Here is a 15,170-nt window from a genome sequence, read left to right on the forward strand (position 1 = left end):
AAAGGGGTCCAAAGGGAACAGGGACACGGCGGGTAAACTTCCGTCCCGAAGGGGTCCAACGACAACAGGGACAAGCGAAAGCATGGCACCCTGGACAAGAAGGGGAGGTCGGTGAAGCGAATTCTCGTCAGCCCGCTCTCGTGGGGACTGGGGCACGCGACGCGCGACCTGCCGATCATCCGCTACTTCCTGGAGCGGGGCCATCACGTGACGATCGCGGCGTCGGACCGTGCGCTCGCGCTGCTTCGGCACGAGGCGCCGGGGTGCGAGTTTCTGGAACTCGCGGATTATCCGACGCCTTACTCGGCGACGCGGTTCTTCGTGCCGAAGTTTCTGGCGATGGCGCCCGTGATAATTCGGGCGATGCACCGGGAGGCGCGGAACGTCCGGCTTCTCTTGGCGGAGCGGGATTTCGACCTGATTCTGAGCGATAACCGGTTCAACGTGTGCTCGCGGGAGATTCCGAGTTTCCTCATATCGCATCAACTGCGGTTTCACGCGCCCCCTGCCCTTCGGCCGTTCCGGTTCGTCGCGGAACTTTTCAACTATTTCTACCACCGGCGATTCCGCGCGGTGATCGTACCGGACTATGCGGACCCGGTGGAGAACCTTTCGGGGCAACTGGCGCACGGCCTCTGGTTCGCGCGCCGGCGGAGGATTTACTACGCGGGGATTCTGTCGAGCGTCCGGCGGATGGACGTGGCGGAGGATGTGGACGTCTTCATCTCCGTCTCCGGACCGGAACCGCAGAGAACGGAACTCGAGCGGATCGTCCTTGAGCGCGTCGAGGAGTGTCCGGGCGGCCGCATTGTGGTCACGCTGGGGAAGCCCGAGGTGAAGGAGACGCGGCAAATCGGGGAACGGATCCAGGTGCACGGGTACCTCGACCGCGCGGGGCAAGAGGAGATGATGAACCGGGCGAAACTGACCGTGTGCCGGAGCGGATACACGACGGTGATGGAACTCGCGGAACTGGGGAAGAAGGCGCTTTTCATTCCGACGCCGGGCCAGACGGAGCAGGAGTACCTGGCGTGGTATTACGCGCGGCGGGGATGGTTCCATGCGGCGAGCCAATACCGCCTGGATTTGCCGAAGGACATCGAGCGGGCGCGGGCGATGGCGGGGTTGCCGTTCCGCGCGGACACGCGGGCGAACGTGGAGAAGTTGTACGCGGAGGTTTTTGCGCCGGCGCTGGGGTGACACGGGCACAGGTGGCGCAGGTGAAAGGAGTCCCGGGGATTCACTTCGTTCATCCCCGGGCTTTAATGGCGCGCGCGGGGTGTTAGACGTTGAAGAGGCGTTTGGGGTTGTCGCGCAAGAGGAGGCGTGCGGTTTCGACGGCCTGCATCTCGGTCATGAGGCCGGTCTCGACGAAATCGCGGGCGAGAACCCGTGCGAGGACCCGGCGGTACATGTTGAACTTCGGCAGGCCGAACTCGACCTTGTACATGTCGCTATAATATCCGATGAGTTTCACCTTCGGGACGGCCTCGAGGCGCGCGCGCAACTCGTTCTCGATGTGGACGGGGATGTTGGCGTACCACCAGTGGCCGGAGGGTTTGACGTTCGGAAAGATCCAGGCGAAGGTCGCGAGTTCGTGGCTCCAGACGGCGGAGAGGACGGAGACGGCGAAATCGACGTCGGGGTGTCGGCGGAAGAGGTCGGCGTAGGCGATGAGGCTTCCGCGGTGCGAAAGCAGGTCGCGTCCGCCCTCGACGCCGGCGGGATAGACGTTCCTCACGACGCCGATCATAAGTTGCATCGGCCGTTTGAAGATGGCGCAGGCCTGGACGACCGTCTCGAAGGCGAAGGCGGCGAGTTCGTCGGCCTCGCCAGGCGAGAGGTCTTTGCCGCGCGCGGCACGGGCGAGGGCTTTGGCGGCGGCCTTTTCGTCCGGGGGCCGCGGCACGAAATCGGGCGGGAGGCTGATGGCGGCGGAGGCGGCCCCCTGCCCCGTGAAGTAGCGGAAGAGCCAGCCGACCGCGTCGCGCAGATCGTTCGGCGAGGCGACCTCGATGCCGGTCTTGACGGCGAGGCGTCGGCGGACGGCGGCGTCGCCCGCCTGAAACACGAGGTCGTCGGCGCGGAGGCAGGGGACGAAGACGGTCGGGTCGACCTCGGAGAGGTCCTCGTCGAAGAGGTTGGTGAGGAAGACCTTTTCGAGGTTGGCCTTGGCGAGGACGGTGCGGTAGCGGTGGGTCTGTTTGCCGGCCTCGGCGACGGCCTGGGCGAGTTCGGTCCAGTTCTGGGCGGTGAGGCGCGGGGCGCGAAAGGCAAAGAGTTCCCTGGCGGCCTCGACGAGCCAACTGTGCTGAACGGTGTTGTCGAGGGTGGCGAGGCGCGAGACCATCTCGGCGATGCGGTCGGCCTCGGAGCGGCGCGGGTCGACGGCGTCGGCGGGCATTCCGGCGGAGTGGGCCAACTCGGTGTAATAGTGGTATCCGAGGAGGTCGGCGAGGGAGCGGGCGTGGGGGGCCTGATGGGGGACGTGGCTGTGGCAGTCGATGGCGCGGATGGCGAGGATTTCGCCAGCCAGACGTCGTTCCAGGTCGCTCATGGGTTCCCCTTTGTCGGCACGGACGCGGGTCTCGGACCATTATACGGCCTGGCGCGGGCGACGCAACGAAAGGTGCGGGTGAAAGGCGTCCCGGGGATTCGTCCCGGCGCGCCGGGACTCATCCCCGGGCGTTGAACTGCGCTCATCCCCGGGCGTTGAACGGACGCTAAGCCGCAAGCGGTACGACGACTGGCATTTCGCGAGAAGCGCCGTATAATGTAAGGGAGAAGGAGGCGCTATGGCGCGGGTCGAAAGGGTCCGGGTGAACTGGGATCACTGGGACCTCGTATCGTGGTTCGGGCGGCCGATCGCGGAGGCGACGAGCGAGCGCCCGCGCGAGGACCAGGAGGCGTTCGACATCCGGTTCCTGGAGGACATGCTCGCGCGGCTGGGCGAAGACGCGGACGCCCTCGCGCAACTGGGGCACCTCTACACCAAGACCGGGCGGTATCGGGACGGCCTCGCGGTGGACCGCCGGCTGGTGGTCCTGAAGCCGAGGGACCCGATCGCGCACTACAACCTGGCGTGCTCGCTGGCGCTTCTGAAGGAAACGTCGCGGGCGTTCCTGTCGCTTCGCAACGCGATCCGGCTCGGATATCGAGATATGGAGTACATGCAACAGGACCCGGACCTGGAGAATCTGCGGCAGGACCCGCGGTGGAACGCGGTGGTCAACGTGAAGCAGTCTCCGTGAGCGGTCGGCCCGGCTTCGTCCCCGCCGCGGCGGGGACTACGCCGGGGCAGGCGCGGCGGCGTGGATTACAAACGAAAGCCCACGGATTGGAATCCGTGGGCTTTGATTTCCGCGGGCGGCGCTATTTCTTGCCGTAGCGTTCGCGCCAGAGGATTTCCTTCAAGGGTTTCTTGTCGGCCTGCGGCGTCTTCTGGGGCGCCTTGCCGATCGGAAGGAGGATGGCGAAGCGTTTCTCCTTCGGCACGCCGAGGAGGGTCCTCGCGAACTCCTCTTCCTTCAGGAGCGTTCCTTCGACCCACACCGACGCGTAGCCGAGCGCGTGGATCGCCAGGAGCATGTTCTCTGCCGCCGCGGCGGCGTCCTCCAGCCACCAGCGCGAGACGGCGGGGTCGGCGATGATGCCGATGGCCGCCGACGCGCTGGCGAAGGACGTCTGGACGCGCTCGAGGGCCTTCAGGGTCTTCGGGTCGCGGACGAGGACGTACTGGAGCGGCTGGCGATTGCCGCCGGAGGGGGCGTGCCGGCCCGCGCCGAGAATTTTCATCAGGTCCTGTTCCGGGATTTCGACCGGGTCGTAGGCCCGGACGCTGGCCCGCGTTTCGATCGCCTCGAAAAGGTCCATGACCGCCTCCTTCCTTCGCGTGCGATTCGCCGGTTGCCGCACAATAACATTGTACGCGAAAGTCACGTCGAGCGAAAGGGGTGCACCTCAAAAAAGTTACAGCCGTCGGCGTGCCGCCGACGGCTAAACGTGGGCGGCACAAAACGCGCCCGCCCCCAAAGGGGTCCAACCACCGAACAGGGACAAGGCGGGCGGCTAAACTTGTGGCCTTGCGGCGGGGCCGCGTTGCTTCTAGGATGCTGACATGCGCGGGCGAACGGCGGTCCTCGTCTTTTTCTTCCTTCTGGGCGCCTATGCCGTGGGCGCCCAGGCGACGCTCCTGCGCGAGGCCCAGGTCCTCCTGTTCGGATCGGAACTGGCGTGGGGCCTGGTGCTGGCGTTCTGGCTGGCGGGAGTGGCCGTCGGAGCGCAGGCGTCGGGGCGCATTCTGGCACGTTCGCGCCGGCCGTGGATCGTGCTCCTCGTGTCGGCCCTGGCGATGCCGCCCATCCTTGCGGCCGAGATTTTGCTGCTGCGCGCGGCGCGGCCGATGCTCGGCGTCGGGCCGGGCGAGTACGTCGGCCTCGGCGACATGGCATGGGTCTCGCTCCTTGCGACCGCGCCGGTGAGCCTGTGGGTGGGCCTCGCGTTCCCCGCGGCGAGCGCGCTGGTGGGCGCGGACGCTCAAAGCCTCGCTCAGCGTGCGCGGTCGGTCGGCTGGGCGTACCTCGTCGAATCGGCGGGGAGCCTGGCGGGCGGGGCCCTCTTCTCCTTTGTCCTCGTCGGGCGCGCGAGCGCGTTCACCCTCACCGCGGGAGGCGGCGCGCTTCTTGCCGCCGCGGCTGCGGCGATCGCGCGCGAGCGGGTGCGGTGGCGGCCCGCGGCCGCAATCTTCCTGGCGTGCGCCGTCGTCCGCGCGGGGCTCATCCTGGGAGGCGTGACCGCCTGGCTCGACTCCAAGACGGTCCAGTGGCGATGGCGGAGTTTCGCGCCGGGCCTCGACCTCGTCGAGTCGGTGGACTCGAAGTACCAGAACATCGCCGTCGGCAGGCTCGGGAACCAATTCAGCCTGTACACGAACGGCACAGTTGCCGCAACGTGGCCGAACCACACGGACCTGGCGATCGAAGCGCACCTGGCGGCGTGCGAGCACCCTCATCCGAAACGGATTCTGGTCCTCGGCGGAGGGCTGGAGGGACTGCTAAAGGAACTGGAACGGCACAGGCCCGAGCGCCTCGATTACGTCACGCTCGACCGCGCAGAATACGAGGCCGTGGTCGCGCACCTCGACGATGCCGACCGCCTCGCCGCCGAGCGGCTCCGGGCGCACACACACTTTGCCGACGCGCGGCGGTACGTGAAGCGGCTTGCGGCCGACGCTGCCCCACGATACGACCTCGTCGTTCTCGCGGCCCCGCCGCCCGCTTCGACGCTCGGAGCGCGGCTCTACACGGAGGAGTTCTTCGCGGAACTGGCGCGGATTTTTTCGGACGACGGCGTGCTGGCGTTTTCGCTCACCGGGTCCGTCGGAGCGTGGGGCCCCGAACTCTCGGAGTACGTCGGAAGCGTAGCCATTCCGTTGGCGCACGTCTTCCCGGACACGCTCCTCTCGTACGGCGACCCGGTGCGCGTTTTCGCAGCCAAGGCGGACGGGGTGTTGGTCGCCGCGGGCGAGGCGCTTGCTGCACGCTACCGGGAGCGCGGCATCGAGTCGCCATATTTCGATCCGCTATGGTTCGAGGGGGCGTCGGATTTTCTGGATCCTGCGAAGCGGGCCCAGGTCGAGCGGGCGCTTGCGGCCCAGAGGCCGGCCCATCTGAACACCGACGAGCAGCCGGCGGCGGCCATCTACCACATGCGCTACTGGGCGACGACGAGCGAGGCGGCTCACGCCGGACCCGAGGCGCCGGCCGAGAGGCGGTCGAGCCTGCTCGAAGCGATTCTCGCGCTGCGGTTCGAGTGGGCGGCGGGGGCAATCGCCGCCGCGACACTGCTTGCCGCCCTGACCGGTCTCGCGCGGGGCAGGCGCGGCCTGGGCCGCACCGCCCTTCTCTGGTCGGTCGGCACGACGGGCTTCGCGAGCATGGCCGTCGAGATCGTCCTCCTCTATACCTTCCAGACGCTCTACGGCTACGTGTACGGGATGGTGGGCCTGGTGGTGGGCGTGTTCATGTTCGGCCTCGTGGCGGGGAGTTTTCTGATGAACCGCCGCATCGGGCGGGCGACAGAGGACGCGGCCCGGCGGCCGGGGCTGCGGTCGTTGGCCGCCCTGGACCTGGCGGTGACGGTGTTCGCGGCGGGTCTGGTGCTCATCCTGGCGGTGCTGCGCGCGTCGTCGGCCGACTGGCCGGTTCAACTCGCGACGTTCGGACTGGTCGCCGTCGCGGGAGTCCTGGGCGGGCTCGTCTTTCCGCTCGCGGCCTGCGTCCGGCTGGGGGACGAACCGCGCATCGAACGCGTCGCGGGCGCGGTGAGCGCGGCCGACAGCCTCGGCGCCTGCGCCGGGGCGCTCGTGACCGGCGTCGCCCTCGTGCCGGTCCTCGGCATCAGCGGGACGCTGCTCGTCGTGGTGACGATGAAGGCGCTGAGCGCGGCGCTGGTGTCGGCGGGGGCTGCGGTCCGGCCGGCGGCTTCGGCATGAATCGAAGGGCCTCGTCCCGGGACCAGACGCCGGGGATCTTCGCCCCGCAGGCGGCGCACGCCCCGTCTTTCATGCCCGAGGGGTCCACGCGGTAGCCGACGCGCCCGATGGCCCGCTTGCCGCACGACGCGCAGTACGTGCTCTCCCCTTCGTGGAACGGGACGTTGCCGACATAGACGTACCGCAGGCCGGCGTCCAGGGCGACCTTGCGGGCGCGGTCGATGGTCTCGACGGGCGTCGGCGGCAGGTTCTTCATGCGGTAGGTCGGATGGAACCGGGAGAAGTGGACGGGAACGTCCGGGCCGAGCGCCTTGACGAGCCACCGGGTCATCTCGCGGATCTCGGCCTCCGAATCGTTCAGCGTCGGCACCAAGAGGACGACGACCTCGGTGTGAATCCCCACGTCGGCCAGGACCTCGAGCGCCTTCTTGACCGGCGCCAACTGGGCCGCGCACTGGTCCTCGTAAAACTTTTCGGTGAAGGCCTTCAAATCGACCTTGACGGCCGTCAGGTGCTTGCACAGTTGCCGAATCGCCGCCTCCTGGATGAAGCCGTTCGAGATCATGACGCTGCCGACGCCCGCCGCGCGCCCCGCCGCGGCCGTGTCATGCATATACTCATAAAAAACTACCGGCTCGGAATACGTGTAGGCGATGGTGGGGATGCCCCGCGCGGCCGCCGTCTGGACGAGATTCTCCGGCGGCACCAGGAGGCTGCGGACCTGCTCGGGGCGAAACTGGCTGATCTCCCAGTTCTGGCAGAACTTGCATTCCATGTTGCATCCGGCCGTCGCGACGCTGAGGGCCTGCGTCCCCGGCAGGTAATGGAACAGAGGCTTTTTCTCAATCGGGTCGACGTTGATGGTGCAGAGGTTTCCGTACACCAGGGTCTTATAGTCGCCGCCGCGGTTCTCCCGCACGCCGCAGTACCCGCGTTCGACGTCGGCGACGACGCACTCGCGCGGGCAAAGGGTGCAGCGGACGGCCTTGTCGGGCAGGCGGTCGAACCACAGGGCGTCGTGGACGGCCGTCTGGGCCCGCCAGTCCTCCGCCTGGGCGGAGGCGAATCGGCCGGCAATCCCTGCCGCACACGCGGCACAGGCCCCCGCGCCGAGCGCTTGGAGGAACTCGCGCCGCGATTTGGGTGCGCCAAGATTTTCCGGCACTGGCCACGAAGCCTTCACAGCCATTGTGGAAAGGTTAGACGGTGTGGCACGGCGGGCCTCGCCCCGCCGTGCGCCCCGCACGGCCGGACAAGACCGGCCGTGCCACACAAGCCGCGTTTCGCGCCTTCGCCAAGTGCCAGAAAAGTCTGGCGCACCCCGCGTTTCCGCATCGCCGGATTCTATCCCACGTCGAGCCATGGCTTGCCGATTCCGATGACCTCTATCCGCACGAGGTCGGCGGCCCCGAGGCCGCGCGCCTCGGCGCTCGCGAGATACCGGGCGGGCCGCTTCTCGTCGGCCAGCGTCTTCATTTTCGCGGCCGCGCGCTTCCCCTCGAGGATCTCGAGGGCCACGCGGTCGAGTGCGACCGGGTCCGTGGCGAGGAGAATGCCGCCGTAAGCCCACTGCCGGTCCGGCCGCGACGGCGGGCCGCCGTCGTACTGGGGGCGCGTCGCGTCGCACAGGGCGATCCGCAGCCGGCCGCGGATGTGCGGATGGGCGCAGACGTCCGCGATGAACGGGTCGCACCCGTTCCCGTGATACTTATTCGGGTTGTGGATGGCGCCGTAGAAGTTTTTCAGGCAACCGGTGAGGCCGGCGAGGTTGTGGTCCTTGAGGATGGCGGCGCTGGCGAGGGCGGTGGTCTCGTCGGTGACGATGCGGGAGTAGAGGCTTCCGATGGCGCCGCTGGTGGCGATTTCGCTCGCATATCCCTCGCCGCCGCGCGAGGCGAGGGCGTCCGTGCCGAAGCACCGCACGCCCTTGCCGCTCGTCCGGAGCGTGTGGCCGGAGGCCTTGAGTTCGCGGTCGGAGCGGTCCCAGAGGATGATGCGTTCGGGCGCGACGCCGGCCGATCCGATCGCCTCGGCCAGCGCGAGCGCCACGACCGGGCTCGTGGAGAAGCCGAGGCAGTTGACCTTGATGCCGACGCGGTCGTCGGGCTTGAACCATCGTGCCCAGGCGTCGGCCGGGCGGGCGTCCCCCGCGAGCATGCGGGCGGCCTCGTCCAGGAGTTCGCGGACGCGCTTGGGGTCCGGCGAGTCCTGGGCAAGGGCGTCGTCGCGCACGACGACGACGCGCGACTTGGAGGGGTCCGGCCGGGTCGGCCCGAACGCCGAGGTCACATAGGGCAGCCCCGCGACGGCGGCCGTCGCCACCCCTGCCTGCGCCAGGAACTCGCGCCGCTTCATCACGGTTTCGCCTCCTCTGCTACTCTGCGAAGTAGCGGCGCTACTTCGCTACGAAGCACGAGCTTCTCCCCGAAGACGTGGGCCTCGAACCGATAGACCGTGACGCCGGGTTTCTTCCAGGCGTTCGGGGCGAGGCCGGCCTTCCCGGCCGCGCACTGGGACAGGAACTCTTCCTTCGACCATCCGGTTTCGGCGGCCACCTGCGGGAGGAAACAGCCGGACCTCCCCTCCCCTTCGATGTAGATGCCGTGGCGACCGAGTTCAATGTCCTTAAGCGGATCGCGGACCTTCTCCAGGGGCGTCAGGACGGAGATCTCGATGTCGATTTCGCCCAATTCCGCCGGCGTCACCGGATTGCCGCGGAACCGGAAATCCTGCGCGGCCGCGCGAGCCATCTCGGCGACGGTCTGGTACAGGGGCGTCTGAGGCAGAAATGTGCCGATGCAGCCCCTGAGGCGTCCGTGGTTTTTGAGCGTGACGAAGGCTGCGCCCGGCCGCTTGAGCACACCGGCCAGTTCATACTTCGATTCGTCGAGAGACGCCTTGCCGGTGTTCAGAAACTCCTTGAGGACGTCGCGGGCGAGGCGAAGGAGGGTCTGTTTCTCGGGGCCTTTAAGATAGGCGGCCTCGCCGGTCCGCCAGAAGACGATCGAGGCATAGGTCACGGAGTTTCCCCAGTCGCCGGTGATCCGGCCGCTGGTGTCGAAGGCGACGCGCTGGCCTTTCACGTCGCCCCGGGCCTTGAGCACTTCGAGGAGGAGTCCCACGGCCGCCTGGCCGCAGATCGTATCGCCCGTCTCCGCAATAAACCGGTCCCAGCCAATTGCGTCGAGGTCGAGAATCTTCGCCACGGCCTTGTCATTCAGATCGGCGAGGCGTTTGGCCACGAGGTCCGTGAACGGCACGTAGCCGAAGCGCGGACCGTAATGCGTGAAGTCCGTGCCGACCACGAGGAGCGTCTCGGCATCGGTCAGTTTGCGCAGGGCTTCGGCCAGCGTGGTGCGCTCGGTGGGCGTCATGACGCCGACGATCACCTCGACCATCGCAAAATCCTTGAGGGCGCGCTGGAGCATCGGCAGTTGGTTCTCCACGGACCATTCGCCGGCGTGCGCGGCCGGCTGCTCCCGGACCACGGGGCACTTGAGGAGCGCATCGCGCGCCTCGGCGTCGACGGGGATCCGGCCGAGCGGCGTCTCGTAGGCGTCGGCGCGAAGGACGCTCGCGCCCCGGACGGCGGCCTGATGGCTCGGCCCGAGGAGGATAACGCGCTTGTAAGAGCGGCCTTTGAGCGTCGCGTATCCCTTCCCCGCCACGGCGCCGGAGTATTCGTACCCGGCATGGGGAACAATCAGCGCGACCGGCGGGCGCGGAATCTCGGCGCCAGCCTCGGACAGAAATCCGTCCACCGTGCGCGCGAGGCCGTCCGCGTCGGCCGGGAACCACCGCCCAGCCCCGGCGCAGGCATGGACCTTCTCCTTCGGCGGTTCGGCAGCAGGCGCCTCCGCCGACCGGGCGACCGCAACGGGGACAGCCAGGCACCCCGCCGCAAGAGACAGGATCAACCACAGGCAGGCGTTCGGGCGTCGCGCGTCCATGTTCGGACCTCCTTAGGGGAAGTTGGACGGCAGGTTCTCGCTCACGACTTGATTATAAGCCCACGGACCGCCGAGGACAATCCGCTTGGGGATTCGCCTCGGCGGTCCGAGCCTGAAAAGCCCGCGGGACGTCAATAGGTGTCCCAGTGCAGGACGTCTTCGAGGGACCGTTTGCCGGGACTCGCCAGCGCGCCTTCGGCCCACCCTATGGCCACGAGAGAGACCAGGTGCAACTCGGCCGGGGCCCCGATCCGTTTGACGACCTGCGGGGCATAGGGTTTCTTGTCGCCGGCGACCCAGCACGCGCCGAGGCCGAGGGCGTGGGCCGCGAGGAGCATGTTCTGGGTGGCGGCCGACCCGTCTTCGAGGTAATACTTCGTCGCCTCGGCGAGGACAGCGATGCAGACCGGCGCGTCGGCGATGAAGGGGCCGTAGTCGGTCATGGCGGCGATCTCGCGGCGAGCGGCGGCATCCGTCACGACGACGAACTCCCACGGCTGCTCGTTGCGCGCGGTGGCGGCCAGTCGGCCGGCGTCCACCACCTGCTCGACGAGTTCGCGTCCGACGTGGCGGTCGGCGAAACGTCGGCACGAGCGCCGGCTGCGCAGGGCTTCCAGGGCATCCATCGGCCTCTCCTTTATCGCTTGGGCGTGACGACGATTTCCTGCTGGTCGATCATCTCGACGCGCTTGGAATCCGGATGGTAGGTGATGACGCGTGCGGCCACCTCGCCGAACTGCTGCGTCGCCTCGGTCGCCTGCCAGAGGCGCGCCCACTGGTCGGCGCCCGAGTAAAGGCGCATCAGTTCCGGCGCCCGCTGGTACATCAGCCGCTGGCTGCTGCCGCAACGGTCGTCCACCCACAACCGGACGCCGCCGTCCGCCACCATCTTCTCGACGGTCATGCGGTCTTCGCGTGCGGCGGGCGCGGCGGCGGAAGGGGCGCGCTCGCTGAAGACGACCTGGAGGTCGCCGCTGCGGATCTTCGTCGTGGTGGGCTTGCCGCCCGAGGCAGCCCCGGCGCCCGGCGAGCCTCGGCCGACGTGAATCACCTCCACGTTCCCTTTGAAATAGCACCGGTCGCCGGCGCCGTCGTAGGCCATCCCCTCGGTCCACGCGACGTTCGTCCGGGCGTAGCCGGCGGGCGCCTCGACCGCCCAGAACTTGCCCTCGTCGGCGTGGCCGAGGCCCGGCGGCGCCGCCTTGCCGGGGTCCGCCTTCTCGCGCGCGAGGATGCGCATGCGTCCCGGCCCGCGGAGGTAGGCCTTGCGGTTCGCCTCGACGTACGTCAGGTTGTCGCCGTCGATCTCCATCTGGTACCGCACGGCGCCGTCGGGGTCCATCCGGCGTTCGACGGCCCGCACGTCGTTCTCGGCGAAGACGCGTTCGACGGCTTTGCGGCCCATGAGGCCGCCCATCGGGGACGAGCGGTCCTTGGCCGGAGCGGGCGTCCCCGCGACCGCGCCGGGGGCCGGCGCCTTCTCGGGCGCGTCGCGGAAGTAGACCCACATGCGTCGGCAGTCGAGTCGGCTGGCGCCCGTCGTCGCCTTCACGTCGCCGTCGAAGAACGCGAAGTTCCGCGCGTCCTCGAAATACATGCTCTCTTTCCACCGGATGACGAGCGGGTCGGCGCTTTGCCGCGGCCGGCCCCGAAGGTCCGTTGAGGCGGGCACTTCGAGTTCCCCCGCGCCCCGGACACGGGCCTTGCCCTCTTTCTCGAGAAACTCCACCTTCGGGCCGCCGATCCGCGACGTGAGCGGAACGTCGAGCACGGCGGCGACGTCGCCCGCAGCGACCGCATCGCCCACCTGGCGGAGTATGCTCTTCAACACGCCGTCAACCGGCGCCTGGATGGCGACGGGGCCGACGCCCGTGAAAATCGAGGCGAGCACGTCGCCCCGTTTAACCGCACCGCCCACGGCAGTCCGCCAACCGATGACCGTCGCCTCGCGCCGACCGGCGGGGAGTTCGGGAACGAGAACCTCCTCGGACCGCAGCGTGGTGCGCGCCGCGCGCGCGGGTTTCTTCTCGGTGCCCTCGAGAAGGAGGATGCCGTTCGGGAGGTCGCGTTTGACGTGATCGCCCTCGGCGAGGAGGTCGGCGCGGTCGATGAGGACGTCGCCGGTAGCGTCGAGGTAGTCGGCGTCGAGTACGCCCTTGTCGTTCCGCGCGAAGGTGACGAGGAGGTCTTCGGCGCGGACCTTGCCCTTGGCGTCGTTGATGAGGACCTTCCCGGAGGCTTTCATCCGTTTGGGCTCGCTGCCGCCGGTCGCCCCGCGCGCGAAAGTCATGTCGAGGTTCTGGCAGGCGATGTCGCCGACGTTCTGGGCGCCGGCGATGGCGGCGGTGGGGCGGGTGTTCTTCACGAATACGTCGCCGTGGCCGACCAGGCGCTGGACGGCCTGTCCGCGGTTCTCGCCCGCCTTGCTCGGACCGCCGCCGGGAAGGGCCGGGAAAAAGTCGATCACGAGTTCGTCGCCCTTCAGCAGGCCGTCCTGCTGGACGACCTCGGCCTGGCCGCTGAAGGCGGCCTGGCGGAGTTGGCCCCCGCCGCGCGACTCGCCGCTCGGAAGTTCATAGAACGCCAGACGCATCCCGCGCGTCCAGGAGGCGTCCAGCGCGCTCGTCGGCGGCTTCGCGCCTTCGTCGGCGGGCGCGGGCGTTCCGGTCAGGCTCGCCGTGGCGACGACGGCGTGGAGTTTGCCCTTACCCGCCACGTCGGCGGTTCCGAGGGTGCGGTCAAACTGGAGCCGGCCGCCCGTCAGCCACAGGCGCCCCGGCTGCTCGAGGATATACTGGCCTTCGCGGCCGACGACCAGGCCGCCGCCCGTCTTCAGGTTATAGTGGACCTCGTCGCCGACGATGCGCGTCGGACCGTCCTCGACGACGGCCGGTTTGCCGACGGCCGTGACTTCATTCTCCGCCCCTTTCAGTTCCTTGCGTTCCTCGCTCGGCACGGGCGTGATGATGAGCGGGCCGTCGGCGATGACCACGACCGGCGGCAGCGCGCCGGGCCGGAGAAACTCGGGCTCCTCGGCCGACGGTTCGCCCCCGGGGGCGCCCGGTTCGGCGGGCGCCGCGGCGGGTCCGGAGGGCGCGGCAGGTCCTCGGGGCGGCGTCGGGGCGGGAACCGTGGTTCCCGGCGGAACCTCTTCCGGGACCGGTGGCGCCGCTGCTTCGGGCCCGCCGCGCTGGACGGCCGACCGGGCCGTCGCATTGTAAAGCGTCAACTGGTCGCACAGGAGCCGCTGGTCCATCTGGCGTGCGTCCACCTCGCCGCCCAGGTCGATCCGCCAGAGGTCGCCGCCCTTTCTCTCTTCCGGCGCACTCGGCGCTTCCGGCGCCGGCGCGGCTTCAGGCGAGGCCTTCGAGGGCGATGCGGCCGGTGCGGCGGGCGCCGGCGGGGCAGGCGCCGTGGGCGCGGCCGGGGCCGGCGGCGCTCCCGGCGATTCGGCGGCCGGAGCCGCCTTCGGCCGGACGCCCAGGCCCATCTGGAGGCGGTCGCCCGCCTCGAGCGTAATCAGAATATTCTCGTAGAAGGTCATCGTGTCGATGCGGCGCGTCTTGCGGTCCAGGACCATCTGCATCCGCCGGGCCGTCAGGTCCATCTCCCTGCCGACCATGACCACGGGCCCGTCGGTGGCCAGTTCGTAGGTTTCGTTGTTGAACGTCAGGTCCTCCAGACCGACGAGGATGTCGTCGGCGGGGTCCTCATAGTTTTTCCCGTGGTGGATGAGAATGACGTTGCCCCAGAGCCGCCCCGACTCGATGCTGGAGATGTCGGTGACGGCGCCCTTGGTCACAGCGTGGCCGTAGTCGGCCGAGAGGGTGATGACCTCGCCGCTGTGCGAGAAGAAGCGGATGCGCGGGCGGGTGATGTCCGAAGTGTTCTTCTCCATGTGAACGATCCGTTCGGCGAGGAACTGCATCTCGGGCCGGCCCTCGCGGTCCTTGCGGATGAGGTTGACGTTCGTGGAGATTTCGTGGCCGGTCCCGCTGCCGGTTTCCATTTCCGCGCCGCCGCCCGCGGGTTTCTGAAGCGCGCCGCCCGAGGCGACCGGACCCTCGGCCGGAAAACCTGCTTCCCACTCCCTGTACCAGGTGCGCAGGACCATGAAGACGAAGACCACCGCCAGGACGGGCAGCACGACGAGCATGACGCGGCGAAAGGTCACGGCCCGGTCCTCCACGGGTGGCGGGCGGCCGGCAGGTCGCCGGGCAGCCGCTCGGCGTAGCGCCGCGTGATGCCGGCCCAGAGGCCCTGGTACTCGAGGATGAGTTCCACCGTCTCGCGGATGGCCCCCGCGCCGCCGCGCGACCGCGCGACGTAGTGAGCGATGCGTCTCGCCTCGGCGACGGCGTCGGCCGGCGCGACGGCAAACCCCGCCCGCGCCAGGATCGGCAGGTCCGGCAAATCATCGCCGATGTAGCAGACGTTCTCGGCCTTTCGGCGAAACCGCTTGAGGATCTTCTCGAAGACCGGCAACTTGTCCTTCGCGCCCTCATAGACGGCGGCGATGCCGAGTTCCTCGGCGCGGCGGCGAAGGATGGGCGACTCGCGGCCCGAAAGGATGGCCGCCTCGTGCCCCGCCCGCAGCCAGTACTTGACGCCCTGGCCGTCGCGCACGTGGAACGCTTTCGTTTCCGTCCCGCGCGCATCGTACACGATCCGCCCGTCCGTCATGACGCCGTCCACGTCCAGCACCAGAAGATTTATCCGTTCGAGCA

11 protein-coding genes are annotated in these 15,170 nt (G+C 68.7%); 3 read left to right on the top strand and 8 right to left on the bottom strand.

Features of this window, described 5'->3' with window-relative positions; genetic code table 11:
• The first annotated feature begins 111 nt into the window (after positions 1-111).
• On the top strand, positions 112-1,200 hold the full coding sequence (locus NTX40_10375) for a glycosyltransferase (GenBank protein MCX5649478.1): 1,089 nt from the start codon (positions 112-114) through the stop codon (positions 1,198-1,200).
• Between the two features lie 82 nt (positions 1,201-1,282).
• On the opposite strand, the gene NTX40_10380 is transcribed toward NTX40_10375, so the two are convergent.
• Positions 1,283-2,557 carry a glucuronate isomerase gene (locus NTX40_10380; protein MCX5649479.1) on the bottom strand — a complete coding sequence of 425 codons (1,275 nt, stop codon included), beginning with the start codon at positions 2,555-2,557 and terminating at the stop codon, positions 1,283-1,285.
• Between the two features lie 238 nt (positions 2,558-2,795).
• Between NTX40_10380 and NTX40_10385 the strand changes: the two genes are divergently transcribed.
• On the top strand, positions 2,796-3,251 hold the full coding sequence (locus NTX40_10385) for a hypothetical protein (protein ID MCX5649480.1): 456 nt from the start codon (positions 2,796-2,798) through the stop codon (positions 3,249-3,251).
• 121 nt (positions 3,252-3,372) lie between these two features.
• Here the strand turns inward: NTX40_10385 and NTX40_10390 are convergent, their stop codons facing one another.
• Positions 3,373-3,873 carry a nitroreductase family protein gene (locus NTX40_10390; GenBank protein MCX5649481.1) on the bottom strand — a complete coding sequence of 167 codons (501 nt, stop codon included), beginning with the start codon at positions 3,871-3,873 and terminating at the stop codon, positions 3,373-3,375.
• A 244-nt stretch (positions 3,874-4,117) separates the two neighbouring features.
• Between NTX40_10390 and NTX40_10395 the strand changes: the two genes are divergently transcribed.
• Positions 4,118-6,493 (top strand): hypothetical protein, encoded by a 2,376-nt coding sequence (locus tag NTX40_10395; protein MCX5649482.1) that lies wholly within the window; start codon positions 4,118-4,120, stop codon positions 6,491-6,493.
• Here NTX40_10395 and amrS read toward each other — a convergent pair.
• From amrS to NTX40_10425, 6 genes are all read right to left on the bottom strand, one after another.
• Positions 6,399-7,658: an AmmeMemoRadiSam system radical SAM enzyme gene (gene amrS / locus NTX40_10400; GenBank protein MCX5649483.1), complete on the bottom strand. Its 1,260-nt coding sequence runs from the start codon at positions 7,656-7,658 to the stop codon at positions 6,399-6,401. The genes NTX40_10395 and amrS overlap by 95 nt on opposite strands.
• A gap of 179 nt (positions 7,659-7,837) precedes the next feature.
• The gene (locus NTX40_10405; GenBank protein ID MCX5649484.1) at positions 7,838-8,848 is read right to left on the bottom strand and encodes a DUF362 domain-containing protein; all 1,011 of its coding nucleotides are present in this window, start codon (positions 8,846-8,848) and stop codon (positions 7,838-7,840) included.
• Positions 8,848-10,443 carry an AmmeMemoRadiSam system protein B gene (gene amrB / locus NTX40_10410; protein MCX5649485.1) on the bottom strand — a complete coding sequence of 532 codons (1,596 nt, stop codon included), beginning with the start codon at positions 10,441-10,443 and terminating at the stop codon, positions 8,848-8,850. The genes NTX40_10405 and amrB overlap by 1 nt, the downstream gene beginning before the upstream one ends.
• A gap of 131 nt (positions 10,444-10,574) precedes the next feature.
• On the bottom strand, positions 10,575-11,069 hold the full coding sequence (locus tag NTX40_10415) for a nitroreductase family protein (protein ID MCX5649486.1): 495 nt from the start codon (positions 11,067-11,069) through the stop codon (positions 10,575-10,577).
• 11 nt (positions 11,070-11,080) lie between these two features.
• Positions 11,081-14,617: a hypothetical protein gene (locus NTX40_10420; GenBank protein ID MCX5649487.1), complete on the bottom strand. Its 3,537-nt coding sequence runs from the start codon at positions 14,615-14,617 to the stop codon at positions 11,081-11,083.
• Positions 14,614-15,170 (bottom strand): HAD family hydrolase (locus tag NTX40_10425; protein MCX5649488.1); only part of this gene is annotated, 557 nt, incomplete at its 5' end. The genes NTX40_10420 and NTX40_10425, both read right to left, overlap by 4 nt.

The sequence above is a fragment of the Planctomycetota bacterium genome (assembly GCA_026387035.1).
Lineage (GTDB): Bacteria > Planctomycetota > Phycisphaerae > FEN-1346 > FEN-1346 > JAPLMM01.

What these genes read in the sequence shown, in the direction of transcription:
- NTX40_10405 (MCX5649484.1), bottom strand. Translation starts at nt 8,848, where the DNA reads ATGAAGCGGCGCGAGTTCCTGGCGCAGGCAGGGGTGGCGACGGCCGCC.
- NTX40_10385 (MCX5649480.1), top strand. Translation starts at nt 2,796, where the DNA reads ATGGCGCGGGTCGAAAGGGTCCGGGTGAACTGGGATCACTGGGACCTC.
- NTX40_10415 (MCX5649486.1), bottom strand. Translation starts at nt 11,069, where the DNA reads ATGGATGCCCTGGAAGCCCTGCGCAGCCGGCGCTCGTGCCGACGTTTC.
- NTX40_10395 (MCX5649482.1), top strand. Translation starts at nt 4,118, where the DNA reads ATGCGCGGGCGAACGGCGGTCCTCGTCTTTTTCTTCCTTCTGGGCGCC.
- NTX40_10380 (MCX5649479.1), bottom strand. Translation starts at nt 2,557, where the DNA reads ATGAGCGACCTGGAACGACGTCTGGCTGGCGAAATCCTCGCCATCCGC.
- amrB (MCX5649485.1), bottom strand. Translation starts at nt 10,443, where the DNA reads ATGGACGCGCGACGCCCGAACGCCTGCCTGTGGTTGATCCTGTCTCTT.
- NTX40_10390 (MCX5649481.1), bottom strand. Translation starts at nt 3,873, where the DNA reads ATGGACCTTTTCGAGGCGATCGAAACGCGGGCCAGCGTCCGGGCCTAC.